The organism is Cupriavidus sp. C1SS-2L (genome assembly GCF_057073735.1).
The window spans coordinates 3,236,061-3,261,658 of sequence record NZ_CP172708.1 but is presented as its reverse complement, the minus strand read 5'-3'; the positions used below and the strand labels follow the sequence as shown (position 1 = coordinate 3,261,658).

Here is a 25,598-nt window from a genome sequence, read left to right as displayed (position 1 = left end):
ATGCCACCCAGAACGCCTGGCCTCGATCCCATCCTCGTCATCGACGACGAGGCAGACTTGCGCGAGCTGCTGGACATTTCCATCCGCCGCATGGGGCATGACGTGGTGCTGGCCGGCTCGCTGGCCGAAGCGCGCGAGAAGCTCGTACAGCAACGCTACAGCCTGGTGCTGACCGATATGCGCCTTGGCGACGGCCTCGGTATCGAGATAGTGCGCCAGCTTGCGGCCGCGCCGGAACGTGTGCCGGTGGCCGTCATCACCGCGTACGGGAGTGCCGACAACGCCGTCGAAGCGCTCAAGGCCGGTGCGTTCGACTACATTGCCAAGCCGGTGTCGCTGGACCAGTTGCGCAGCCTCGTGATGAATGCGCTTGGGCGCCAGCAACGCGAAGACCAGGACAACGCAGCCGCCGCGGAAGCCGCCCTGGCTGCAGACCGTGCCGCTGCGCTGTTGCCCGGCCACTCGGCGGCCATGCAGGAGGTGCGCCGTTCGCTGTCGCGGCTCGCGCGCAGCATGGCACCGGTGGTGATCAGCGGCGAGTCGGGCAGCGGCAAGGAACGCGCCGCGCGTGCCATCCACGCCACCAGCACGCGTGCCGCGCACCCGTTCGTGGCGGTGAACTGTGGCGCCATCCCGGAAAACCTGATGGAGTCCGAGTTCTTCGGACACGTCAAAGGCGCGTTCACCGGCGCCGACGCCGAGCGCGGCGGCTTCTTCCAGGCTGCCAACGGCGGCACGCTGCTGCTCGACGAGGTGGCCGACCTGCCGCTCGCCATGCAGGTCAAGCTGCTGCGCGCGCTGCAGGAGCGCCGCGTGCGCAAGATCGGCGCGAGCCGCGAAGATGCCGTCGATGTGCGCGTGATGTGCGCGAGCCACAAGGACCTGGCCGCGATGGTCTCGACCGGCCAGTTCCGGCAGGACTTGTATTACCGCCTCAATGTGCTGGGGTTGCGCATGCCGACGCTGCGCGAGCGCGCCGAGGACATTCCCGTACTGGCCCGCGCCATCCTCGAACACCTGGCCGTGCGTTACAGCGACCCGCGCCCGCGCCGGCTGTCGCAGGCCGCGCTGGAGCGGCTGGTGGCGTATCCGTTTCCGGGCAACGTCCGCGAACTGGAAAACCTGCTCGAACGCGCCTACGCGTTTGCCGAGGCCGAGGATATCCAGGTGGAAGACCTGGGGCCGCTCGACGCCAATATGGAGCACGCGGCGCTGCGTCCCGCGCCGTCGCCGCTTACGCCGTACACGCCATGGGCCGGCGGCCTGGCGCCAGCGGAGCCCGCTCCGGCACCCGAGCCCACGCCACAGGCCGCCACCGCGCCAGAGTCCGAGGCCATCGTCGTGCCGGCCGACCTGCCTGATACCGCCGAACGCGCTTGCCGTGGCGTCACGTTCCCGATCGATCTGCCAGCCCGGCTGGAAGACGTGGAGCGCGAGATCATCCTGCAGGCGCTGGCCCAGACCGGCTTCAATCGCACCGCTGCCGCGCCGCTGCTGGGGCTGAACCTGCGCCAGTTGCGCTACCGCATCCAGCAACTCGGTATCCGCGACGGGCGCGATGAACGCGAGGAAGGGGAGGGCGCGGCATGACGGCTCCGGCTGCAGGTCCCATCCCGGCCAGTTTCCTGCCCGACGCCGAAGGCTGGGTTCCGGCCGCGCGCCGCGTGCCGTCGCCCAACTTCGACGAGCGGCCCGCCGGCATGCCGGTGGACCTGGTGGTGCTCCATAACATCAGCCTGCCGCCGGGCCAGTTCGGCAGCGGTGATATCGAGGCCTTCTTCCAGAACCGGCTCGACCCCGACCGCCACCCGTTCTTCGCGACGATCCATCAGGTGCAGGTATCGGCGCACTTCCTGGTGCGGCGCGATGGTGAACTCGTGCAGTTCGTCCCGTGCACCAAGCGCGCCTGGCATGCCGGTCAGTCTGATTTCTTCGGCCGCAGCCGTTGCAATGACTTCTCGGTCGGCATCGAGATCGAAGGCACTGACGACTTGCCATTCACCGCCGCCCAGTACACCACCACCTCCACGCTGGTGAAGGCCCTGCGCGCCACCCTGCCAGTGCGGGCGGTTGCAGGCCATAGCGACATCGCTCCGGGCCGCAAGACCGACCCCGGACCGCACTTCGACTGGGACCGTTTTGCCGGTCTCGCCGGGGTTCCGCAAAACCTGTTACCCTACCGCCCCTCGCACAACTAAGGTGCTGTCGGGCAGCCGCCACAGCACCATGTCGGCGCGGTGTCACATGCCAATTCCCCAGGGTGGTGTGGGGCTATCAGGCGCGCCACACGGATAAAAAAAATTTCCAAAAAATGTGCGCTTGCGAACGGCTTGGCGCGATCCCTTGTCGTAGCGCGGTTCCCGGGAATGTGGCGCTGCCGCACTTGTCATCCGGGTGTCGCAACCACGCTTGTCAAGACTGGTCTTTCGGTTTTGTTTCACTATACTTAGCCCAGTTTTCCGCAGCGACCACTATATCTAGTAGTTCATCCGGGGAGCTGGCCCAACCATGAGGGAGCTGTCGCAGACGTGGCGATAGTGGTTGAAACCCTGATGTGGGGCCGGCGCATCACAAGAGTCCCTGGCGAAATGTGTAGCAAAAAGCAGTCAGTTCAGCCGTTCTTCAGGTCCGGCAGGACGCTTTCGCATCCGCATTTCGCCAGGGACTCTTTTGTCTCTTAAAACAGGCTAAAAACAGGAGTTCCTATATGCAAACGGCCCAGAACGAAATCACCACGGGCGCGACGGGCGCCGCCGGTATTGCAGGTACCGCGCAACAAGCCCCCGCAGCCCAAGCCGGCACGACGAACTACCAGGATTACAAGATCATCCGCCGTAACGGCGCCGTGGTGGCGTTCGAGCCGTCCAAGATCAACGTTGCCATGACCAAGGCCTTCCTCGCCGTAAACGGCGGGCAAGGTGCCGCTTCCGCGCGCGTGCGCGAGATCGTCGAGCAACTGACGCAGAACGTCGTGCGCGCGCTGGTGCGCAGCCGCCCGAGCGGTGGCGCCATCCATATCGAAGACGTGCAAGACCACGTCGAACTGGCCCTGATGCGCTCGGGTGAGCACGAAGTGGCCCGTTCCTATGTGCTGTACCGCGAAAAGCGCGCGCAAGAGCGCGCGAGCGCCAGCGCGCAGGCCGTGGCCCGCGTGCAGGAATCCGGCATCCAGTTCAACGTGACCGACGCCGGCGTGACCAAGCCGCTGGACATCGTCGCGCTGCACGATTTGCTCGACACCGCCTGCGCCGGCCTGGGCAAGGCCGTGAGCGCCGAGCCGATCCTCAAGGAAACGCTCAAGAACCTGTACGAAGGCGTGCCGATGACGCAGGTGTACGACTCCGCCATCCTGGCCGCGCGTACGCTGATCGAAAAGGACCCGGACTACAGCCAGGTCACCGCCCGTATCCTGCTGCACACCATCCGCAAGGAAATCCTGGGTGCTGAAGTGACGCAGGCTGAAATGACCACGCGTTACGCCGAATACTTCCCGAAGTTCATCGCGCGCGGTATCGCCGCCGAGCTGCTGGACGAAAAGCTGGCCACGTTCGACCTGGCCCGCCTGGGCGCTGCGCTGGACGCCGGCCGCGACTTCCAGTTCAACTACCTGGGCCTGCAGACGCTGTATGACCGCTATTTCCTGCACATCGACGAGACTCGCATCGAGATGCCGCAGGCATTCTTCATGCGCGTCGCCATGGGCCTGGCCCTCAACGAAGCCGACCGCGAAGCGCGCGCCATCGAGTTCTACCAGCTGCTGTCGTCGTTCGACTTCATGTCGTCCACGCCGACCCTGTTCAACTCGGGCACCCGTCGCTCGCAGCTGTCGTCGTGCTACCTGACCACGGTTTCGGACGACCTGGAAGGCATCTACGAAGCGCTCAAGGAAAACGCGCTGCTGTCGAAGTTCGCCGGCGGCCTGGGCAATGACTGGACCAACGTGCGCGCACTCGGCTCGCACATCAAGGGCACCAACGGCAAGTCGCAGGGCGTAGTGCCGTTCCTGAAGGTGGTGAACGACACCGCCGTGGCCGTGAACCAGGGCGGCAAGCGCAAGGGCGCCGTCTGCGCCTACCTGGAAACGTGGCACCTGGACATCGAAGAGTTCCTGGAACTGCGCAAGAACACCGGCGACGACCGCCGCCGCACCCACGACATGAACACGGCCAACTGGATTCCGGACCTGTTCATGAAGCGCGTGATGGAAAACGGCGAATGGACGCTGTTCTCGCCGTCCACCTGCCCGGACCTGCACGACAAGGTCGGCAAGGCGTTCGAGCAGGCCTACCTCGGCTACGAAGCCAAGGCCGCCAGCGGCGAGCTGAAGCTGTTCAAGAAGGTCCCGGCCATGCAGCTCTGGCGCAAGATGCTGGGCATGCTGTTCGAAACCGGCCACCCGTGGATCACCTTCAAGGATCCTTGCAACATCCGCAGCCCGCAGCAGCACGTTGGCGTCGTCCACAGCTCCAACCTGTGCACGGAAATCACGCTGAACACCAATGACAGCGAAATCGCCGTCTGCAACCTGGGCTCGGTCAACCTGGTCGCGCACCTGACGAAGCAGGCCGATGGCTCGTACGTGCTCGACCACGCCAAGCTGCAGAAGACCATCCGCACCGCCATGCGGATGCTCGACAACGTCATCGACATCAACTACTACGCTGTCGAGAAGGCCCGCAACTCCAACCTGCGCCACCGTCCGGTCGGCATGGGCATCATGGGCTTCCAGGACTGCCTGCACGTACTGCGCACGCCGTACGCCAGCGACGCCGCGGTGAAGTTCGCCGACACCTCGATGGAAGCCGTGTGCTACTACGCCTACCAGGCCTCCACCGAGCTGGCCGAAGAGCGTGGCCGCTACGAGACCTACGCCGGCTCGCTGTGGGACCGCGGCATCCTGCCGCAGGACTCGCTCAAGCTGCTGGCCGAAGAGCGCGGCGGCTACCTGGAAGTGGATCACTCGAGCAGCATGGACTGGGACAGCCTGCGCGGCCGCATCAAGCAGCACGGCATGCGCAACTCGAACTGCATCGCGATCGCGCCGACCGCCACGATCTCGAACATCATCGGCGTGTCCGCGTGCATCGAGCCGACGTTCCAGAACCTGTACGTCAAGTCGAACCTGTCGGGCGAGTTCACCGTGGTCAATGACTACCTGGTGCGCGACCTGAAGGAACGCGGCCTGTGGGACGAAGTGATGGTCGCCGACCTGAAGTACTTCGACGGCTCGCTGTCGCGTATCGACCGCATTCCGCAAGACCTGCGCGACATCTACGCCACCGCGTTCGAAGTCGAGCCGACCTGGCTGGTCGAAGCCGCCAGCCGCCGCCAGAAGTGGATCGACCAGGCCCAGTCCCTGAACATCTACATGGCCGGCGCCTCGGGCAAGAAGCTGGACGACACCTACAAGCTGGCCTGGCTGCGCGGCCTGAAGACCACGTACTACCTGCGCACCATGGCTGCCACGCACGTGGAGAAGTCCACCGTGTCGCGCGGCTCGCTGAACGCGGTGTCGTCGGGCAGCGACAGCAGCTCCGCCATGGACGCCGCCGCAGCCGCAGCACCGGCTATGCCGGAAGCGGAAGGCGCGGTCTGCACGATGCGCCCGGGCGATCCTGGGTTTGAAGAGTGCGAGGCTTGCCAGTAACACGCGACTGAGGAGTGCGAAGGCCGTAACCCTTCCACTCCGTCGTTCCCGCGAAGGCGGGAACCCAGCGTCTTTAAAAGTCACTGGGCTCCCGCCTGCGCGGGAGCGACAACATTGAGAATTCCACGGAGAACAACATCATGCTGAGCTGGGACGACGACGTTCAAGCCACCCCGCAGGCCGCACCGCAGCCTGCCCTGCAACCCGCTGCCGCCGTCACGGCTGACCAGCAAGGCGTGCTGCCGTCGAGCGCTACGCAAGCGGGCATCCTGGGCAACAACCCCAACGCCGCCGCCGCGCAAAGCAACCGCCGCGTCAACGCCGCCGACAAGCGCGTCATCAACGGCTCGACCGACGTCAACCAGCTCGTCCCGTTCAAGTACAAGTGGGCGTGGGAAAAGTACCTGGCCGGCTGCGCCAACCACTGGATGCCGCAGGAAATCAACATGTCGCGCGACATCGCGACGTGGAAGGACCCGAACGGCCTGACCGAAGACGAGCGCCGCATCATCAAGCGCAACCTCGGCTTCTTCGTCACCGCCGACTCGCTGGCTGCCAACAACATCGTGCTGGGCACCTACCGCCAGATCACCGCGCCGGAATGCCGCCAGTACCTGCTGCGCCAGGCCTTTGAGGAGGCCATCCACACGCACGCCTACCAGTACATCGTTGAATCGCTGGGCCTGAACGAAGCCGAGATCTTCAACGCGTACCACGAAGTGCAGTCGATCCGCGACAAGGACGAGTTCCTGATCCCGTTCATCGACACGCTGACCGACCCGTCGTTCAAGACCGGCACGCCGGAAAACGACCAGAAGCTGCTGAAGTCGCTGATCGTGTTCGCCTGCATCATGGAAGGGCTGTTCTTCTATGTGGGCTTCACGCAGATTTTGGCGATGGGGCGGCAGAACAAGATGACCGGGGCTGCGGAGCAGTATCAGTACATCCTGCGGGATGAGTCGCTGCACTGCAATTTTGGGATTGACCTGATTAATCAGATCAAGCTGGAGAATCCGCATCTTTGGACGGCGGAGTTCAAGGCTGAGATTACGGAGTTGTTCAAGAAGGCTGTTGATCTGGAATATCGGTACGCTGAGGACACCATGCCGCGTGGCGTGCTGGGGCTGAATGCGCCGATGTTTAAGTCGTATCTGCGGTTTATCTGCAATCGTCGGTGCCAGCAGATTGGGTTGGATCAGCTGTTCCCGAATGAGGAGAATCCGTTCCCGTGGATGTCTGAGATGATTGATCTGAAGAAGGAGCGGAATTTCTTTGAGACGCGGGTTATTGAGTATCAGACTGGTGGGGCGTTGAGCTGGGATTGAGGCTTCTTCCTCTAACGCTTCTTAGCTCGTTGCCGTTATGTGACAAAGAATTGGGGCCGAGGAGCCCCAATTTTTTTACTCGAACATTCATTGGCAAGAGTGAAACGTCGCATGATGGATGCGACGGAATCGTGTTAAGAGGGCGCAGCGTACTTGGACATCTAAGAAAAACAATACGAGGCAGTTGATATGGAAATCTCTCAGACGCGGGATGTTTTTACTCCTACAAAACCCGCAAGAATAGCGTTCGTGGAGCGGGAGTCGGTTAACAGCAAGCTTGTGAATTCTCTTACCACCCCGGGGAAGCAAATAGTTGTCTATGGACACTCGGGAACTGGCAAGACAACCCTGCTGGTTAATAAACTTACCCAATTGTACGAACGGCACATTACAACGAGATGTATGAAGGGGTTGAAGTTCGAGCAATTGGTGTTGGATGCCTTTGATCAATTGGAGCCCTATTACGTACACGAATGGCAGAATGTCGTTAAAGTAAGCGGTGGTGTTGATCTTGGGGCGACGTACAAGATGCTTCAGGCGAAAATTTCCACTACCAGCGCTTCAGAAAAGGGGGAAAAGCAAAATCGCATTCTGCCACCTCAGCTAACTCCTCAAACTCTTGGGCGCTTCTTGGGGGCGCAGCAGGCATGCTGGGTCTTGGAAGATTTTCATAAAATTGATGAAAGCGAAAAGGATAAGCTTTCTCAGCTTATGAAGGTTTTCATGGATCTGGCGGATGAATATCCGGATCTAAAGATCATTGCACTCGGAGCGGTGGATACCGCGCGACAGGTAGTTGACTATGATCCGGAAATGCGAAATCGTGTGGCTGAAATCCAGGTTTCGTTGATGACGGAGGAAGAGATTGAGGCCATCATCGCTAAGGGGGAGCAAGCTCTTAATATCAATTTCGGCAAAGACATTAGGCGCGTAATCTCCCGTCATACAAATGGATTGGCCTCGGTTTGCCATCATCTTTGTCTTAATATGTGTAACGCTGCGGGGATAAGCGAGACAGTTGATGGGGAGCCATTTCAGCTTACCAGGCAGCACTGCGAAAATGCGGTGAAAACGTATGTGGAGGAGGCTTCAGATAGTATAAAGAGTGCTTTTGATAAGGCATTCAAGAAACGCAGAAAGACTCAGTATGATAATGCGTCTCTAATACTTCAGGCGCTCAGTGGTCTTGGTGAGTTGGGAGGCGCAAGAACAGATATACATAGGCGGATCCAATGGACGGAGCCAAAGTATCCCGAAGCAAACTTGAAATACATGCTGCCTAAGCTTTGCACTGCAGAGTATGGGGAGATAGTTAGGTTCGACTCGAACTCGGGGCGTTATTCTTTTTCTGATCCAATCTATCGAGCATATGCACTTGCGCTTTTTCAGCGGAGCGAGGTGGAGGTCAGTGTTACGCTTGATGGCGAGTTTGAACGTATCCTGTTGCGGGTACTAAGTGAGAAGGTAAAGATTAAGGGTTTTGTTCGCGCAGCTGCTAGTAAAGGCTAGTGTGGGGAGGTCGCTTCCGTAGGGCAAGCTATTTAGTGCTATGTGGGCAGGGTCGGATGCAATTTTTTCCGACCCTAAGTCATATGGTTAATGCCCTATTATTCGGTAGAGATAACAATTAACTTGCGATGAACCCTTACTTTAAGAATTTTTCCTACGGAAAATCCAGCCTGCTCTAGCCAAATGCCCCGCATTCGAATCCAAGGCACGGTGCGCAAGCCCGTAAAGTGATTGTTTAGAGCTGGTGCGGCTGGATAGTGAGTTCGTCCCGTCTTGATAAGGCGTATTTGTGCGCTTGAAGTTTGTCTTGCCATAGCCAATCCTTGCATGAAGATTGTTAGTTCGCCCCTGTTCAGAGGGCGGCCGGGTACCTGAACACCGCTGGCAAACGGCCCGCATTTTTCCCCTTTCGGGTCTTATATGGATGCGCGCTACCCGGCCTCAGCAAAGCTATGGACGAAAAAAAGCCGCGTACTGTCGGGCGCGGTAAGGCCGTTACCAGAGGTGTGTTCAGCACCGACAGCAAGGCTAAGAGTTGCAGATACTGCCGCCAATGAGACGACTCTGCATTGTGTTGCCGCAACCCAGGTCCCGATGCCCGCCGCGCCCTGTCATCTAGTCCATCGACTGCCGGAAGTACCCCTTCCCCAAGTAGTCGAGATAGGACCGATACTCTGGGCGACCAGCTGAACAAAGCTCCCCAAAGATCGCCTGGTAACTGATTGCTTTGAACTTCAGTTCATCGCCAACCAGCTCTTGGAACCTCCGGATCTCGTCCCGATGACGCTCCCCATGTGGTTCCGACCAATCGAAGTACACATACCGCAGCACCCAATGGCCCCCGTACTGACGAGCAAGTGCCAGGGCATGCTTAAGTAGCTGCGGCGCGCGAATGTGCCGGAACGCCTCCCGGCCCTCTTGCAGAGCTTCGGCGAGCGCCTGTGCCTGCGGCAACTCGACCTCTTCCCAGCGGCGACGCCCTTTTGCAAGGTATGGCGGCCTGAACGCCTCACCCACCTGCGTTGCCTTGCCGCGCAGCCACTCCGTGAACTTGCTCTCCACGCCGGCCATGAGCCGTTCGCCAGTGGCAGGCACACATCCAGGTTGGCGTGACTGTCGAAGCCGGTGGACAGTTTCGATTCGAATAGCGCTGCGGTGGGGCAGGAGGGTAGCGCCAGCGCTTTCATCAATGGCGTGGCATCCGCGCAATCGGTCCAGAAATCGAAGATGTTCGCGGCCAGCGCAGAAGACGAATGCAAGGCTCGCATCTTTGCCGGCCTGTTTCCACGCTCCAGCAGTTCGCCGCCGTCGCCATTTGCAAACGCCGCTAATGTTGCTGGCGAAAGTGGTCGCATCAGATTCAGGTCCAGATGGGGGACATAACCACGTGCGTCAAAGGCGATGCCCCGGTTCGCCGCCCACTCCTGCTGTCCCCTGCAAATGGCTGCTACAGACATGAATCGCCTCCGTCGAGCGCGTTCCCCAGCTCACCGGCGGTCATGCAAGGGATCGTGGTTACAGATGGCGATTGTTTATCAGTCGAGAAGGGCAAGGAATCCGCCGAATGGTGGAGGCGGAAATATGCGCTGGCCGATGTCCGACATCGTCCCGCCCACGAGCCAACTTGTTATCGCGACCTCTGACCATGGCTCCATCACCCGCGGCGACACCGGCCAACACAGTGCTGACGTGCCCTTCGCGTCTTTAGCATCTTGATCTGCCGTAAAGACAGCACTAAGTACGCCACGTATAGAACCTCAGCCCAACGACGAAAGGAGAGAACCATGGCTGATGTTCGAAATGCGCTCCGCGACGGGGACGCGACAAGTACCGGTGGAAGGCTCATCGGCACTGGTGACATGTGGCACCACAACGTCCGTGTAGCCGTGGACGGAGATTTCGCCACGTGCCCTGCGTGCAAAAAGGGCGGAAGGGTGGTCAATGACTGCTATCCGGCCTTTGACCTGATGGGCAAGCAGATCCTCGTTGAGGGCGCGCGGGTGTATTGCTCATGTGCTGTCAAGCCGTATGTGATTTCGTCCCAGAGCAATTTCACCATTGAGGTACAAGCGGGATCGCTGGCTGCCAACAAGTTATCGAAAGATGCCGGTCTCCCAGCCTCAACGAACAAACTCTTGGACGATGCCGAAGCGAAGCAGAAGGCTGCGCCTGGCGCAGCCCAAATCTGCCCAAACATGAGCAACACGGAGTTCTATGCGACGGTGCTGCGTCTGCGCGATAAGGCGGTGCAATTGGCGGAGGATCGAGTGGTTGAGTTGCAGAGGTGGTCGACGGAGGACCAGGTCAAGGTGGAGCGCTGGTTCGGCAACAGGGCGCAGGAAACTCGAAGGACGCTCCAGGATGGATTGACGGGCATCTGCGCGCTACTGAAGAAACTGACCCGCGACAATTTTGAGCGGTACAGTGCAGAAGGACTACGGCGAGTCGGATGCGTACCTCGTCCAGGCGCCGAAACTAGCCTGTCCGCTGCCTCAGTCTGCAAGCCAGACGGCACATCTACCATCTTCATTCGACTGCCGTTCTGCGAATTGCCCGATGAACTATTGAGCGCGGCAGGTCTGCCGATGGATGGCGATTCCAAATTGCTGGTGCTGGTTCACGAGGTATCGCACTTTCCGACCGCAATGAATTCTGAAGACAAGTGGTATGTGACGAGATGGTCCAAGATGAAGGCCCGGATGCGCGATCAGTTCTGCATTGCCAATGCCGACAACATTGCGGGCTATATCGTCAACATCGGAGATTGATCATGCTGCGAAGACTCGCCGCTGCCCTGCTGTTCACCTGGTGCAGTTCTACATTCCCTTGTTCGTTGACCGGACTTGAACACGAACTCAGCTTTGCCAATGACGATAACGTCTTGCCAGCAGCCGAAGTACACAAGCTGGCCGAGTGGAACGCAAGAATGAAGGAGGGCTTTCCCAGTGGAGGGCAGTATGCCGTTTTTGTCAGGCGAGCATACAGTGGGCGTCCATCGAAGAATCTAGCCATGACGCGGCTGGAAAGCGCGAAGGCAGCTTTGGCGGCGATCGGTTTGGTGCCAGAGCGGATCGAGCATTCGGAAGTTGATACTGCGATGCTTGAGCTTCGGTCCGGCACCAAGAACGCGATGCCAGTAAGCGAGGTCTATGTGGTATTTCAACCGGCCTGTCCCCATCCGTGTTGTCCTGGGCCACAGCCAATCCGGTAGAAGCCAGTCCCGTGAGTGAATGGTGTCGTCTTGTACAAGGTGGTCAAGAATATGAAACTGCTTGCCTGCAAGGTTGCGCGCCAAGTGCTGGCTCTGGTGCTGCTGCTGGGCGCCGGAGTGTTGGCCGCCTTCCTATACCCCTTTCCACTGTCCAGCGAAAACACAACGATCGATGTCATGCACATGCAGTACGCCTGTGGAGACTGCTATGTGCAGTACCGAGTGCTAAAAGCGGGAAGGGACGGACAGACAGGTGCCCGAACGTTTGATAACACGAACGACACCCCGATGCGGTTCATTGGCTGGGATGTCGTTGTTCTATTCAAGGGTTCCGACGCGCCGCTGCTCAAGTACGCAGACTCAAGCGATGCGTCAGACCGAGGTTGTGCGAGCCCTGTAGTCCGCCTGACCGGGCAGTTCAAGCGCAAGCTGATCTACACGCTCTTCTACACCGGCGATCGATACGATGGCATCTACTTTGATGCCGACACCGCTTCGATCGTCCCGAACGGCATCCGCGGCTGTAGACCGAGCCGCAGGGCGTCGATCCGATAGTCCAATCGATCCCCGTCATCAACGTGCCAGGTTCATGCTGTGGACAACAGCCTTTGGCTCCGGTTGGTATTTCCCGCCAAATGCAAACAACTGTGATATTCGACGAAGAATCTGAAATGTTCTAAATACATTTGGATAATTTGCCGTTAACGTCACGCCAACTTTATGCGCGGCGGACGTGGAGCGGATAGCCTTGGCTATTCGCCCACCGTCACAGTTGATCCCAGCCGCGCCATCCAACGAGGGAGCGCAGTGGTGCGGCAACGTAAGGCAATACAACGATGCGATCGGGTGCGGGTGTACGGGCACAGGCTGCAGCTATCCGCGCTTGCGTGGGGCGTGGCGTTGCTGGCCAGCCGCGCGCTGGCATCAGGCGTAGTGCCGGACGGTGGCATCAACGCGCCGACTGTCACAGCGAGCGCGAGCGGTCACGTCACGGTCAATGTGAACACCCCGGTTGGCGGTGTCTCCACCAACACCTATCGAGACTTCAACGTATCGCGCGCTGGCGTCGATCTTGACAATCGAGCGGCGAGCGCCCGCACTATCCTGAACCAGGTCACCGGCACCAATCCCTCACTGCTGGAAGGACCCCTGGTTGTGCTTGGCTCGCGTGCCAACGTCATCATTGCTAATCCCAATGGGATCAGCGTCAATGGACTGAGAGTGCAGAACACGGGCAACCTGGCGCTCACTACCGGCCAGGTCTCCTTTAACGATTTCACGACGGCCAGCGGGCAATTGCAGCGCAACCTGCGCATCGATACCAATCAGGGCGCCATCGAGATCGGGCCCGAGGGCCTGACCGGGACGCTCCTGAACCTCGAACTGATCGCCAAACGGCTCCGCATCGGCGGCCCCGTCACAAACCTGTACGACGATCCGAATGCCCGCGCACGTCTGGTAGCCGGCAATAGCCGCGCGGAGATCGACACCAGCGTCTCGCCCACAGACAATCTCACGCCCTGGATTACCTATTCGACGCCAGCCGTCAATCCAGGCCAGGGCATCGCCATTGACATCACCGCCGCGGGCAGTCTCATGGCGGGACGCATCGAACTCATGGTCACCGATCAGGGTGCCGGTGTGCGCCATGCCGGCGCGGCGTATGCCACCGCGGGCGACTTTGTGGTGTCGAGCACCGGTGACTTGCAGCTGGCCTCCGGCAAGATCGACGCAAAGCAAGACGTGCTGGTCGGCAGCGGCGGCTTCACCGGTAGCGGTGATGTCAGTGCCGGGCGCCACCTGCAGATTGCGTCGGACCGCGTGGACCTGTCGCAAGCAACGCTTGCCGCCGGCACGCGGGTACCAGGTGATCTTGTGATCGGTGCCGACGGCCAGGTCCACAGCCAGCCCGTCCGGCTGACGGACTCAACCGTTACCGCCAGTGGCGGCATCGGCGTCTTCGACGCGGGTGCAGGCCTGGTCTTGGCGGGCACGCAGCTTACGGCCAACGGCAACGTGGTCGTGGCGGTGCCGAGCCTGAGGACGCAAGCTACCGGCCAGCGCACGACGCTCACGTCCAGGTCCGGCACGGTGTCGATTGCAGCGGACGAGGAGACGCTAGCCGCTACCGATATTGACGGCGTGGGCGGCATCGGCATTACCGCGCGAAACCTGTCGCTACAGGACTCCAAGGTTCAGTCGTCCGGCGGCGCAGTGGCCATCGACGCCAGCGGTGCCTACGCCCAGCAGGACAGTGATGTGTTGGCGGCCACCGACGTACGCTTGCACGCCGGCTCAGTGGTGCTCGATTCCGCCAACCGGCAATCCACGCTTGTTGCCAGCAATGGCGGGGTGCTGATCCAGTCCGATACGGATGTGACCAACAGCAGCGCGTTGATCCAGGGCCAGACGCGCATCGCTAGTGAGCCGCAATCCGCGGGTGCCGTGACGGTGCGTGCGGGCGGCAATGTCACGAATTCATCCACGCCCGCTTACCTCGGCATCCTGTTCGGCGCGGGCGACGATGTCGACGTGCAGGCGCGCGGCAATGTCTTGAATCAACATGCGCGGATGCTCTCGAACGGCTTTCTGCGCGTGCACGCTGATGGCGATGTTTCCAACGAGATCAGCAAGCAGAACGGCGCCAATGGAGAGCAGCCCGACTTCTACGGGGCGTCCGGACAGCGCTGGCTGGTGCTGACGAAGCGCTCGGCGGGTTTTGACGTGGACTACGGCACTGCCGACCGGCCCGGTCAGATTGCCTACCTGCTTTCGGACAAGGGCACGACCGTCTCCGGACGCAATGTCACCAACTATGGCGGCGAGATCTACGCCAACAACGGGCCGATCCGTATCCGGGCCTCCGATACATTCAGGACCGAAGGCGTTGCAACTGGCGCTGCACACTACGAACGATCCTGTCTGATCTTCTGTCGCACCACGGCCTCTTCAACCACGTCCGTGACTGGCGGCCTTTTGTCGGCCGGCGGCGATATCGACATCCAGGCTGGCAAGGCGGCGATCAATGTTGGCGGCCGAGTGCTGGCCATGGGTGACCTGACCGTCGCGGCGCCGGTCACCTATGCAAGCGGCATCACCGGCTACACCGCCATCTCGCGCGATCGCGGCTTTAAGGCCTTCTTCGGGGATACGTGGGCCCGCCTGTACGCGGCAGATGTCGGCGGCAGCTGGATGGCCTCCGGCAAGACCCAGATCAACGGCGACACCGTGACCGAGGGCGGCAGCTTCGATGGCAACGTTGCGGTCAGCGGCGTGACCACAATGACTCGTCCACGCCAGCGTGACCCCGTCACCATGGAGAATCACCTCGGCCTCACTTCGTGGTTGTGGCGATGAGGTGGCGTGCTGACTCCCTGCGCGCGGCTGCCTGGGCGGCCGCGCTGGCCTGTGCGTCGGCGTGGGCGCAAGTGCCGCCCGCCGCGCTCGTGCCGGAAGATCCCGCCCAGCGCTTGTTGCGCGAACAGCGCCAGCGGGAGCTCGAGCGAGAGGCGACCCAGCTCCCGACCAGGATCGAAGCGCCCGCCGTCGTGCCAGCCGATGCCCCGGTGGAATCGGTACCGGAAACTTCGGCCACCTTCGATATCCAGCGCATCGAGGTCCTCGGCAACACCGTCCTGTCCGAGCGCGAGATCGAGACCATCACGGCGCCGTTCGTCGGCCATGCGCTCGGTACCAATCGCATCAACTTGCTGCTGCGCCGCTTCACGGAAGCGTTCATGGCCAAGGGCTACATCACCACGCGCGCCTACCTGGGCGAGCAGAACCTGACCAGTGGTGTGCTCGTGGTGACGGTCGTGCCCGGAAAGGTCGAGGCGATCACGCTCAATGGCAGCGCCATCCGGCCTAGCGATCGCGGTCTGTTCGACACGGTGGGCGGCGGTTGGGTGACCGACGCCGGCACCGCTGGCCAGTTCCCGGCGCCGGGGGACACGCTCCGGCTACAGGACCTGGAGCAGGGTGTCGACCAGATCAACCGGTTGCGTCGTAACCGCGCTGAGTTGCAGATTCAGCCCGGCCAGACACCGGGCAGCTCCATCGTGGCGCTCACCAACCAGCCTGCCGACCGCTTCCGCTTTAACGCGGGGGTGGACAACTATGGCAGCAAATCGACCGGCATCTCACGTACACGTCTGGGCATCGAGGCGGACAACGCCCTGGGTTTCCAGGAATCGCTAGCGGCCAGTTACGTGGGCACCCTGGACACCAATGCCGCCGTTATATCGGCGGCGGTGCCCTGGGGCTACAACACCTTCAGCTACACCGGCTCAGTCTCGGAATACCAGAACGTCATCGGCGACACGGCGCTGCTGTATGGCCGCACCTTCGGCCACACAGTTGGTTGGAACCGGGTGCTCACACGTAGCCAGAGCGGCAGGCAGGCGTTCGACCTGACGCTCACGCATCGCAAGACCGAGCGGGAGATCAACAATTTCGAGCTCGACCCGCAGCGGCTGACGGTGCTGCGCGCCGCGTGGAGCGGGCTGCGCCGCTTCGCGGCCAACGGCCAGCCGGGATATGGCACGGCAGAGGTCGGTCTCTCGCGCGGCCTGCCAAGCGTCAATGCGACGCGCGACCCTTCCGACATCCGGTCCGACGAAGCACATGCCCAGTTCACGAAGCTCGACGCCAATGTGGGCTGGCAATTGCCATTGCCCGTGGTTCTCGACAGCGCGCGGCTGGCCTGGCGCAGTCAGGTGGTCGGCCAGTGGACCAACGTGGCGCTGTTCGGCTCCGAGCAGATCTATGCCGGCGGCATGAGCACGGTGCGGGGCTTTCGCGAAGGGGTCATCGCCGGCGATCGAGGTGCGTACTGGCGCAACGAATTGGCCTGGGCCAATGCCCCGACCCTGGCTGGCCTGCGCATGGAACCGTACCTGTTTCTGGACGGGGGGCAGGCGATGTATGTCGCCACCCGTCATTGGCAATACGTGGCTGGCACGGGCGCCGGCATTCGCCTCTCGGCCCAGTGGGCCCGACAAACCTTCACCAGTGAGCTGATGGCGGGCGTGCCGTTGGCACAGCCGGCCGGCTTGGGCACCAAACGCCCGATCGTGCTAGCCACGCTCAACTGGCTCTACTGAACCCGTTCTTCAAGGAAGACCCCATGCAATCCCACGCGACCCGCCTGCTGATTACCTCCGCCATGGCCGTCGGCCTGCAGTTTGGTCTGCCGGCTGCGCATGCCGCCTCGGTCAATGGTGTGGCGATCCCGGACAGCCAGATCACGGCGGCCTTGCAACAGGCACATCTGCCGGACACGCCGCAGGCACGCAGCGCGATCACGCAGCAACTCATCGCACGCGAGCTGTTCCGGCAGGAAGCCGCCAAGGACAAATCCCTGGAATCGCGGCCCGACGTGCAGCAGGCCATTCGTGACGCCAAGGCGGCCATCCTCACTCAGGCCTGGCTCAAGGAGCGCATCAAGCCGGCTCCGGTTACCGAGGCCGACGTCAAGGCCCGCTACGACGCCATCGTGGCCACGCTCGGCGACAAGGAGTACAAGGCGCGCCTCATCCAGGTCGGCGACGAGGCAGGTGCCAGGGCGGCGCTGGCGCGCATCAAGGGTGGGGAGGACTTCGCCAAGGTGGCGGAGGCCATGAGCCTCGCACCGTCGAAGGGCAACGGCGGGCAGATGGACTGGATCAGCTTCAAGGTGCCGGTGCAGGAAGGCAAGACACAGAACCTGCCGCTGCCGATTGCGCAGGCGCTTGCAGCGTTGCCCGCGGGCGCGGTGACGGCTACTCCGATTGCCTGGAACAACCACTACTACCTGATGAAGCTGGACGAGGCGCGCCCGACGCAGGTGCCGACCTTCGAACAGACAAGGCCAGGCATCCAGCAGGCGCTGCAGGCGCAGGCCCTCGAGCGCGCAACTACGGCGCTGGTCACCCAGCTTCTGGCCAAGGCGAAGGTGTCCCAGTAAGCGGGCAGCACGGCGAGCAACGCCTCGCCATTCTGGCTCTGGCGCGTGAGCCAACGCGCCAGGCCAGCCCCGACGCAAAACAAGCAGCGAACCGCATCGTCAGGATTTCCATGACCCGCAAGCAGTCGGCCGCGACGGCCCCCGCAGCACAGAACCGAACCGCAGCCCAGATTGGCACGCTGCAGGGTGACGCAACGTCAGACATGGCGCCTGGTGTCTCGATGGCCGAGCGCACCCGCCGCAGCGTGGCGGGACGTGCCCTGGCCGGCCTGGTGGCAGTGACGCTGTGGCTGGCTCCGCTGCAGGTGTCGCTCCAGCAAGCGCGGCAGGCAGCCGGCGTTCTGGCCGCGGGCGCCGTTGCGGTCGATGCACCGGCGGTGCTTGCGGGCGCAATGCGTCAGGGCTTGCTGCGCTGGGCGGTCAACCACCTGCCGGTGGCAGTCAGCTTCGGCGTGCGCGAGGCCAATGCCGCGCCCATCGTCGACCCGACGGCGCCGATCCGCTTCCAACCGACGATCTCCGCGACTACGGGACCGGGCGCACCTGAAGGCGGCGTCCCGGTGGTCGGGATCACCACGCCGAACGCGGCGGGTATCTCCCTGAACCAGTATCGGGCGTTCGTGGTCGATCCGGTCGGCCTGATCCTGAACAACAGCACGACCGGCGGTGGAACCTTTCTTGGCGGCCAGGTTGCGGCGAACCCGAATCTGTCCGGGTCTGGGCCTGCGAACCTGATCATCAATCAGGTCACCAGTTCGGCCGCGGCGCAGATCAACGGTACCGTGGAGGTCTTTGGCGCGCCTGCGGCGCTGGTCATTGCCGCGCCCGGCGGCGTCTATACCAGCGGCGCAGGCTTCACGAATGCGACACAGGTCACGCTGACCACGGGCGTACCCCAGTTCCTGTCCACGACAGGCGCCCCGAGCAGCTTCGATGCGGCTGCCGCCGCCGGCTTCCTCGTCGAAGGCGGGCGCATTCAGATCGCCAACCCGGCGCCGGGCAACCCCAACGGCGTTGGCATCGAAGGCACCGTCGGCAACGTTAACCTGATTGCCGAGTCGATCGGCATCGATGCCGCGCTCTATGCCGGCAACCACATCAACGTGGTGGCCGGGCGCCAGCTGGTGGCACCGGCCGGCACGGGCTTCGCCACGACAGCTACCGGCCCGAACAACGCCAGCACAAACACCACCGCAGCCAACGGCCTGGCGATCGACGCGACGGCCTTTGGCGCCATGACGGCGGGCCAGATCTCGATCCTGTCGACGGCAGCCGGCGTGGGCGTGCGCGCTGACGGGAACCTGGCCGCCTCCGCGGGCAACCTGACGCTGGATTCGGCCGGCAACCTGAAGGTTGGCAAGACCTATGGCAAAGGTGACGTCGCCCTTAACGCCGCAGGCAATATCGATGCCGCGGGAAACGGGCAGTCCGAAGGCAACTACTCCGTGCGTGCGGGCCGGGACGCGACGCTGGGCGGCACGCTCAGCGCCAACCAGGCGGTGACGGTGAGCGCGGGCGGCTCAATCAACGGAGCGGGTAGCGTGACCGCCCAGCAGGCGGCGATGCTTGCCGCGGGCGGCAGCGTGGACGTGGGTGGCGCCGTATCGGGCTCGCAGGTCACGGTGACGGCGGCGGGCAACGACGGCAAGGGCGATATCGACCTTGGCGGCGACGTGACCTCGCCGGGTCTGATCACGCTGGGCGCCGCGCGCGACACCACCATCGATGGCAACGTGGTGTCGGCCGAGGACCTCAACCTGACGACCCAGCGCAACCTGACTGTCCATGGCGCGGCGGGCAGTGTGGGTGGCAACGTGAGCCTGACCGGCGTGACGGGCAGTGTCACGACGACTGGAGATGTGGTCTCGCCCGGTTCGCTGACCGTGAATGCGGGCACCGACGCGAACCTGGGCGGGCAGGTCACCTCCACCGGCCCGATCAACGTCACCGCACAAACAGGGAGCATCAGCACCAGCGGCCAGGTCAGCAGCAACGACAACCTGACCCTGATCGCCGCGCAAAACGTGACGGTGGGCGGTGAGGCGCAAAGCGCCGGCAACACGACGATCACGGCCACCGGCGGTAGCGCGACGGTCAATGGCGCGCTTTCCGCTAATGGCGATGCCACCATCAAGGCGGCGCAGGACGCGACCGTAACGGGCAGCGTTGGCAGCGGCGGGAACACCACGGTTCAGGCGACGAATGGCTCGGCCACCGTCACGGGCGGCCTGCTGAGCTTCGGCAATGCGACCATCAGCGGCGGCCAGAACACGACACTGGGCGGAGGCGTGCTGACGGTTGGCGACCTCAACGCGAGCGCAGGCCAGAACTTGACGGTCGGTGCGCTGCCCTACGTGGGCGGTAATGCCACGTTGCGCGGCAAGGACATCGCACTCGGCTCGGCGGCGATCCAGGACAATGTGGTCGCCGGCGCGCTGGACGCGGCGGCGACCAACAGCGTGGCGCTCATCGGCAACACTCAGGCCACCAACGTGACGCTGGCCGCGCCGACGCTGGTCAACGCCGGTACGACGGTCGCCAAGCAAACCTTGTCGGCCAGCGGCGGCACGCTGGGTAACCTGGGCACACTCGCCGGCAATCAGGTCAGCGTCGACATGGCCGATGTGGTGAACCGGGGCACGCTGGGCGGGCAGACCGTCAACCTGACGGCCAGCAATACGCTGGATAACACGGGAGGCCTAATCGTTGGCGTGCAGACGCTGAACGTCACCACCGGTGCGCTCATCAGCAACGCGGGCGGCACGCTGTTCGCGGGTGACCTGACCGGCCAGAGTCCGCCCACGGGCGACCTGACACTGACGGTGACGGGCGGCAATAGCAGCTTTAACAACGCGGCTGGGCAAGTGCTGGCGGGCAACAACGCCACGGTCAACCTGCCTAACCAGGCAATCGACCTGTCAGCGGCGACCACCGGCACGATCAGCGCCAACAACACGGTCACGCTCGCGGCGCAATCGATCGACAACATCGGCACTTGGACGACGCCCGGTGCCGCCAATACCGTGCTCAACGGCGCGCAGGGCATCAGCAACACCGGCACGCTCCAGGGCGCGGGCAACCTGACCCTGACCACCGGCGGCACGCTGGACAACCAGGGCAACATCGTCGGAGGCAGCAGCCTCACGATGTCCGGGTCCACGGTTGGCAACTCCGGCACGATCCACGCCGACGGCGATCTGGCGCTGGCCGGCAACGTGGTCAACTCTGGCACGGTCGAGGCGCTGAGTAACCTGAATATCACCGGCGGCGATTACGACAACCGGGGCGGCACCACGCAGGCGGGCAAGAACCTCGCCATCGACATCGGCGGCACGCTCAACAACACCGCCAGCGTGATCGGCGCGGTGGGGGACGTGCACATTGCCGCGCAGCAGGTCATCAATGACCGTGGCACGCCGGTCGATGCGGGCAGCGTTTCCGGCCAGGTCATCAACGATGCGCTGGTCAATTCGACGGTCATTGGCAGCCATGCCACGGCGGAAACCAACTGTTACGGCGACGCCGGTTGCAACACCACCATGACGGGACCGCCCGTCAACCTGACCCTCGGCGACCTGATCCGCAATTCGGACGGCACCATTCCGCTGCTGCTAGGCAACGTCGAGGTGCCGACGGGCGACCTGAACGGCTCGTCGCAATGGGTGCTGATGTGGCACCTTGGGATGAACCCGACGTGGTATCCCGATCTGACCGCTGATTGGCAACAAATCGTGCCATTGTCTGCCGTGACGGTGGACCGCAAGGTCATGCAGCAGACCGAGGGCGTTGCCGGCCAGATCACCAGCGGTGGCAAGCTGGATATGACCGCTGCGTCGCTCTCCAACAAAGGCGGGGTCATTTCGGCCGCAGGCGACGCCACGCTGAACGTTGGGGCGCTCGACAACGGCCATTCGGCATCGCTGCTCGACGGCGTGACCGACACGGTCAACCAGGCCAGCCTGTCGGCATTCCTGACGCAACTGCAGGCCATCGGCGGCACCTCGATGGGGGGACTGGCTGCGCCCGGCAACGTGTTGATGTATGGCCCGCTCACGATTCCCCAGTGCAGCGGAGGGGACAATGGCTGCTCCATCCCCACGGCAGTCGACACGCCTTTCGTGATCGGCAAGGCTGCTGACGGCTCGACTGTGACGGGACTGGTCCAGACCAGCGTGACCGAGCGCGTCGGCAAGGCCGGCCAAATTATCGTCGGTGGCAACCTGGCCCTGAACGGCACGGGCAACCTGACCAATGCCGGTGACCTGGCAGCGGCTGGCAATATCACCATCACCACGCCTGGGACCTTCACCAACCAGGGCTTCTACGACGCCAAGGTCACGACCACGCCGGGGTGCATGCCGGGCTCGACCACGTGCGCGAACCCGAACCCGCATGTCGATGACCTGACGTGGCAGCAGCAGAACAACACCGTGGCAGCAGGCGGCACGCTGACGGTGCAGGCAGCGAGCGTGCAGAACCTGAACGGCACGCTTGCCGCGCGGGGCAACGTGAGCGTCACGGCCGGCATCAGCGTTGTCAACCAGAGCGGCACCATCCAGTCGGTCAACGGCGACGTGTCAATCACCGCGCCAACCCTGGTCAACAAGGCCATGGACCCGGTGACGCTGCACAAGGACTACGGGAACCTCAATCCGTCCTACGCGGGCGGCTGCAATGCGGGCGGTAGCTACAAGGGCAGCAACTGCTCGGCCGATGAGACCGTGGCCGCAGGCCCCGCCGGCATCATCCAAGGGGCGCGCAATGTCGCGCTCTCGGGCACGACGCTCGCCAACAACGGGGGGATGATTTCGGGCGGCAACAACGTGACGGTCAACATGACCGGTGCGGTGGACAATACCAGCCTGCTGCAAAACGCCAATTGGGCGGGCATGTGGGTCGAAAAGACTGGCATGTTCAGTTCGGACAAGCACCACAGCACCAACGGCGTGACGGTGCTGGGCAGCCAGGAGTCGCTGATCCAGGCGGGCAATGTGTTGTCGGTGACCGCTGGTGGTCAGGTCCAGAACACCGGCAACCTGATGGGCCAGCAGGTGGATGTGAGCGGCGCCACGCTGCTGAACGGCTATACCAGCCCGAATCAGCCGACGCCGCCGTCCACAGTGCCCAAGCAGGTGATCTCGCTCGGGCCGCCCCCCGTGCCGGCCGGCTCGCTGCCGTCGGGTACTCCGGCCACAGACCCGACCCAGCCGTGGCAGTTCAACCCGGTGATCGTCACGACACCCGCCACGCCAACCACGGGCGGCCCGCAGACGATCGACTGGCATTTCACGGCCAATCTCGGCGGCAACCCACTCAACGCGCCAGGCGCCAACACCGACCGCGCGCAGTATTTGAATCAGTCCCCCGCCACAGCGGTGCTCGCTGGAGTGACGCCGGACTACCTGTTGTCCCAGTTGCCGGCGGACCTGAAGCCGGGCAGCGTGACGTTCTACTACGACCCGTACACTGAAAGCCAGAAGCTGGACCAGGCCGCCTTGCAGCAGACCGGTCACAACAGCTTCATCAACGGTCTAGCTTACGACAGCCAGAACCAGCTTTCCGTCCAGGACCAGGAGAAGCTGGCGCTGTACCAGAACGCCGCCGACTACGCCAAGGCGAACAACATCCACCTTGGCACAGCGCTGACGCCTGCGCAGATTGCGGCGCTGGACAAGCCGATGCTGTGGTACGTCGAGCAGGCGGTGCCGGACCCGAGTTGCAACACGGTGAGCAGCGCGGTGTGCCCGGGCGTCACAGCCTTGGTCCCGCAGGTGTACCTGCCCGAAGGCTATGCGCAAGCGACGGCGAAGTCCACCGGGGGGACCATCGTCGGCAATGACGTAAGCCTTGACATTGCCGGTCAGATTCGCAATAGCGGGGCCGTCATGGCCGCCGACAAGCTGGTCGTCCGTGCCGGCACCATCGATAACGACCCCAACGTCGTGAACATCGGCAAGTCGGCTTATGGGGTCCAGGGCGGCTGGATGGAATACACCGGCACGCAGGTGCAGCCGGGCGGTTTCATGAGTGCGGCCAACCTGGACCTCCAGGCCGGCAGCATTAACGCGGTCAACGATGCCTTCCGCATTACCAACCCGGACGGTACGACCAACCAGGCGGCCACCGAGGCATTCATTGCGCAGCTGAGCGCCAGCCTGGGCGAGCAGTACACCGCCAGCACGGTGACCGATGACATTCACCAGAATTTCATCAAGAAGGAAAGCGCGCTGCCGAGCTGGGCCATCATGGCGGCGGCGGTTGTTATCGCCATCGTGACCTATGGCGCGGCGAGCTATGCGATTGGTGCGGCCGCCGCAGCGGAGGCAGGCGCTGCTGGTGCTGCAGCGGCAGGAACGGCTGCGGCAGGTGCCGCTGAAGCGGCGGCGGTAGGCGGCACATGGGCCGCTGCGACGGCTACCGCCTCTGCCGGCCTGGGCAACGTCATGGCATCGGCCGCGCTGGCTGGCATGGCCAGCAGCGCGGTATCTCAAGGACTGTCGGGCCAAGGCATCAATTTCGGCAAGGTGCTGGAGGCGGGAGCGGTCGGTGCCATCACGGCGGGCCTGACCAACGGCATTACGGTCGACAGCACCGGCAGCCTTGGCTTCAACACCGGCGTCAATGTGGCGGGCTCGGGAACGCAAAGCCTGGCGAGCCTGGCAGGCGTCAGCAATTCCAGCGGCGTCATGCAAGCCGCAAAGGATGGCGCAACCGGTGCGCTGTGGCAGCAAGGTGCCGCAATCCTTGGCACCGGGTTGATTACTGCGGGTGTGGGTAACGCATTCTATGGCGGCAGTTTTGGCAATGCGCTGACGACCAACCTGATCACCCAAGGGGCGGCGCTGGGGGCGTACGCCATCGGTGAGGATATTCCGGGCATTGGTGATAACAGGGCAACGGCAGACACTCAAATTGCCAATGTGCTGGTTCACGCAGCGTTAGGTTGCGCCAGTTCGGCGGCACTTGGCACAGGCTGTGCAGGTGGGGCCATTGGCGGGGCGACATCGGCTGTCGTGGCTGGTTCACTCGTTGATCAGGCAGGCGGCGCTGCAAACCTGACTTTGGGGGATCGAGCAGCAATCACCGCCATTGCTATGCTTGCTGGCGGTGGTTTGGCGCAAGCGTTAGGTCAGAACGGGGTGGCTGGGGCAAGTGCTGCACAAAACGAGGCTCTGAACAACTCGGAGCAAGTCCACAATACGACACCAAAATCCTTCGGGGGATCTGCGTTGACAGCAGCCTGCGGCAATGGCAGTCAGCCGTGCAACACGCAGTTGCTAGGCACGATGCTGCAGGCACAGGGGGAGAATGCGCAACAGGCGCTTGGAACAGTGTCGCCAAATTACGCGACACTGAACGTTGGGATATTGTCGGGTTCGGCTGGCGGTGTGATAAATCTTGTCGATGGTACGAAGTATCTCGCCTTCGGTGTGGGGCAGAGCAATCCTTCTGCCATATCCTGGTCGCCTGGGGGTAGTGCCACACTTGGCTGGATCTGGGGAGCGCAAGGAGCAGCAGCAACCAACTCTTTCCTGAATGGAGATGGCAATCAAGCGTTTGTGTCTATCCCCACCCCCTTCCCATTCAACGTGGTTGGTGCGGTAACGCATGCCTACGGTGGCGCAACAGCGATCGAGCTTGGGATAGGCACACCGGGCGGAAAGACATTCGGGATTGTGCCCTGGAGTCATTCGATTCCTGTGGGTACCGGTTCGAAATAGGAGGAAGAAATGCCGGCAGTAGGAGGAGGGCCATCGCCAGAGCAATGGAAACGGATGAGCAAGGCAGAAAAGTCCGTCTATTGCATATTGGTCGGTGCAGCTGTGGTGTTTGTTGGATACTTGGTCATCGAAAAATTACTGAATTGATGTTGTGAAAGCCTTGCTGAACCCGGCTTCGGCCGGGTTCGTCGTTTCTGGAGGGCAATAAAGGCCAGGCTAGACGCAACCATCATCCGCGTGC

The 25,598-nt window shown here is 62.6% G+C and carries 14 protein-coding genes; 12 read left to right on the top strand and 2 right to left on the bottom strand.

The window, feature by feature from the left end; genetic code table 11:
• The 5 genes from ACIGJG_RS15095 to ACIGJG_RS15075 all read left to right on the top strand — a co-directional run bounded on the left by ACIGJG_RS15095 (position 1) and on the right by ACIGJG_RS15075 (position 8,481).
• A complete protein-coding gene (locus tag ACIGJG_RS15095) occupies positions 1 to 1,590 on the top strand; it encodes a sigma-54-dependent transcriptional regulator (protein ID WP_483672499.1) in 1,590 nt (529 codons plus the stop codon).
• Positions 1,587 to 2,198 carry a 1,6-anhydro-N-acetylmuramyl-L-alanine amidase AmpD gene (gene ampD, locus ACIGJG_RS15090; protein WP_011299087.1) on the top strand — a complete coding sequence of 204 codons (612 nt, stop codon included), beginning with the start codon at positions 1,587 to 1,589 and terminating at the stop codon, positions 2,196 to 2,198. Before ACIGJG_RS15095 ends, ampD begins: the two co-directional genes overlap by 4 nt.
• Positions 2,199 to 2,707: 509 nt before the next feature.
• Positions 2,708 to 5,647, top strand: a complete 2,940-nt coding sequence (locus ACIGJG_RS15085; RefSeq protein WP_483672498.1) for a ribonucleoside-diphosphate reductase subunit alpha — start codon at positions 2,708 to 2,710, stop codon at positions 5,645 to 5,647.
• Between the two features lie 140 nt (positions 5,648 to 5,787).
• Positions 5,788 to 6,972: a ribonucleotide-diphosphate reductase subunit beta gene (locus tag ACIGJG_RS15080; protein ID WP_011299085.1), complete on the top strand. Its 1,185-nt coding sequence runs from the start codon at positions 5,788 to 5,790 to the stop codon at positions 6,970 to 6,972.
• 189 nt (positions 6,973 to 7,161) lie between these two features.
• Positions 7,162 to 8,481: a hypothetical protein gene (locus ACIGJG_RS15075; RefSeq protein ID WP_483672496.1), complete on the top strand. Its 1,320-nt coding sequence runs from the start codon at positions 7,162 to 7,164 to the stop codon at positions 8,479 to 8,481.
• Between the two features lie 98 nt (positions 8,482 to 8,579).
• On the opposite strand, the gene ACIGJG_RS15070 is transcribed toward ACIGJG_RS15075, so the two are convergent.
• Positions 8,580 to 8,675 carry a SymE family type I addiction module toxin gene (locus tag ACIGJG_RS15070; protein WP_483673086.1) on the bottom strand — a complete coding sequence of 32 codons (96 nt, stop codon included), beginning with the start codon at positions 8,673 to 8,675 and terminating at the stop codon, positions 8,580 to 8,582.
• A 421-nt stretch (positions 8,676 to 9,096) separates the two neighbouring features.
• Positions 9,097 to 9,552 carry a hypothetical protein gene (locus ACIGJG_RS15065; protein WP_483672495.1) on the bottom strand — a complete coding sequence of 152 codons (456 nt, stop codon included), beginning with the start codon at positions 9,550 to 9,552 and terminating at the stop codon, positions 9,097 to 9,099.
• Positions 9,553 to 10,265: 713 nt separating this feature from the next.
• Here ACIGJG_RS15065 and ACIGJG_RS15060 point away from each other — a divergent pair.
• From ACIGJG_RS15060 to ACIGJG_RS15030, 7 genes are all read left to right on the top strand, one after another.
• Complete coding sequence (locus ACIGJG_RS15060) at positions 10,266 to 11,249, top strand: M35 family metalloendopeptidase (protein ID WP_483672493.1); 984 nt, start codon at positions 10,266 to 10,268, stop codon at positions 11,247 to 11,249.
• Positions 11,250 to 11,251: 2 nt separating this feature from the next.
• Positions 11,252 to 11,692, top strand: a complete 441-nt coding sequence (locus tag ACIGJG_RS15055) for a hypothetical protein (RefSeq protein ID WP_483672491.1) — start codon at positions 11,252 to 11,254, stop codon at positions 11,690 to 11,692.
• A 51-nt stretch (positions 11,693 to 11,743) separates the two neighbouring features.
• The gene (locus ACIGJG_RS15050) at positions 11,744 to 12,247 is read left to right on the top strand and encodes a hypothetical protein (protein ID WP_483672490.1); all 504 of its coding nucleotides are present in this window, start codon (positions 11,744 to 11,746) and stop codon (positions 12,245 to 12,247) included.
• A 297-nt stretch (positions 12,248 to 12,544) separates the two neighbouring features.
• A complete protein-coding gene (locus tag ACIGJG_RS15045) occupies positions 12,545 to 15,049 on the top strand; it encodes a two-partner secretion domain-containing protein (RefSeq protein ID WP_483672489.1) in 2,505 nt (834 codons plus the stop codon).
• Positions 15,046 to 16,794 (top strand): ShlB/FhaC/HecB family hemolysin secretion/activation protein, encoded by a 1,749-nt coding sequence (locus tag ACIGJG_RS15040; RefSeq protein ID WP_140953393.1) that lies wholly within the window; start codon positions 15,046 to 15,048, stop codon positions 16,792 to 16,794. Before ACIGJG_RS15045 ends, ACIGJG_RS15040 begins: the two co-directional genes overlap by 4 nt.
• Before the next feature lie 23 nt (positions 16,795 to 16,817).
• Positions 16,818 to 17,636 carry a peptidylprolyl isomerase gene (locus tag ACIGJG_RS15035; RefSeq protein WP_140953392.1) on the top strand — a complete coding sequence of 273 codons (819 nt, stop codon included), beginning with the start codon at positions 16,818 to 16,820 and terminating at the stop codon, positions 17,634 to 17,636.
• Positions 17,637 to 17,746: 110 nt separating this feature from the next.
• Positions 17,747 to 25,357, top strand: coding sequence for a polymorphic toxin type 22 domain-containing protein (locus tag ACIGJG_RS15030; RefSeq protein WP_483672488.1), 7,611 nt, complete (start codon positions 17,747 to 17,749; stop codon positions 25,355 to 25,357).
• Positions 25,358 to 25,598 lie beyond the last annotated feature (241 nt).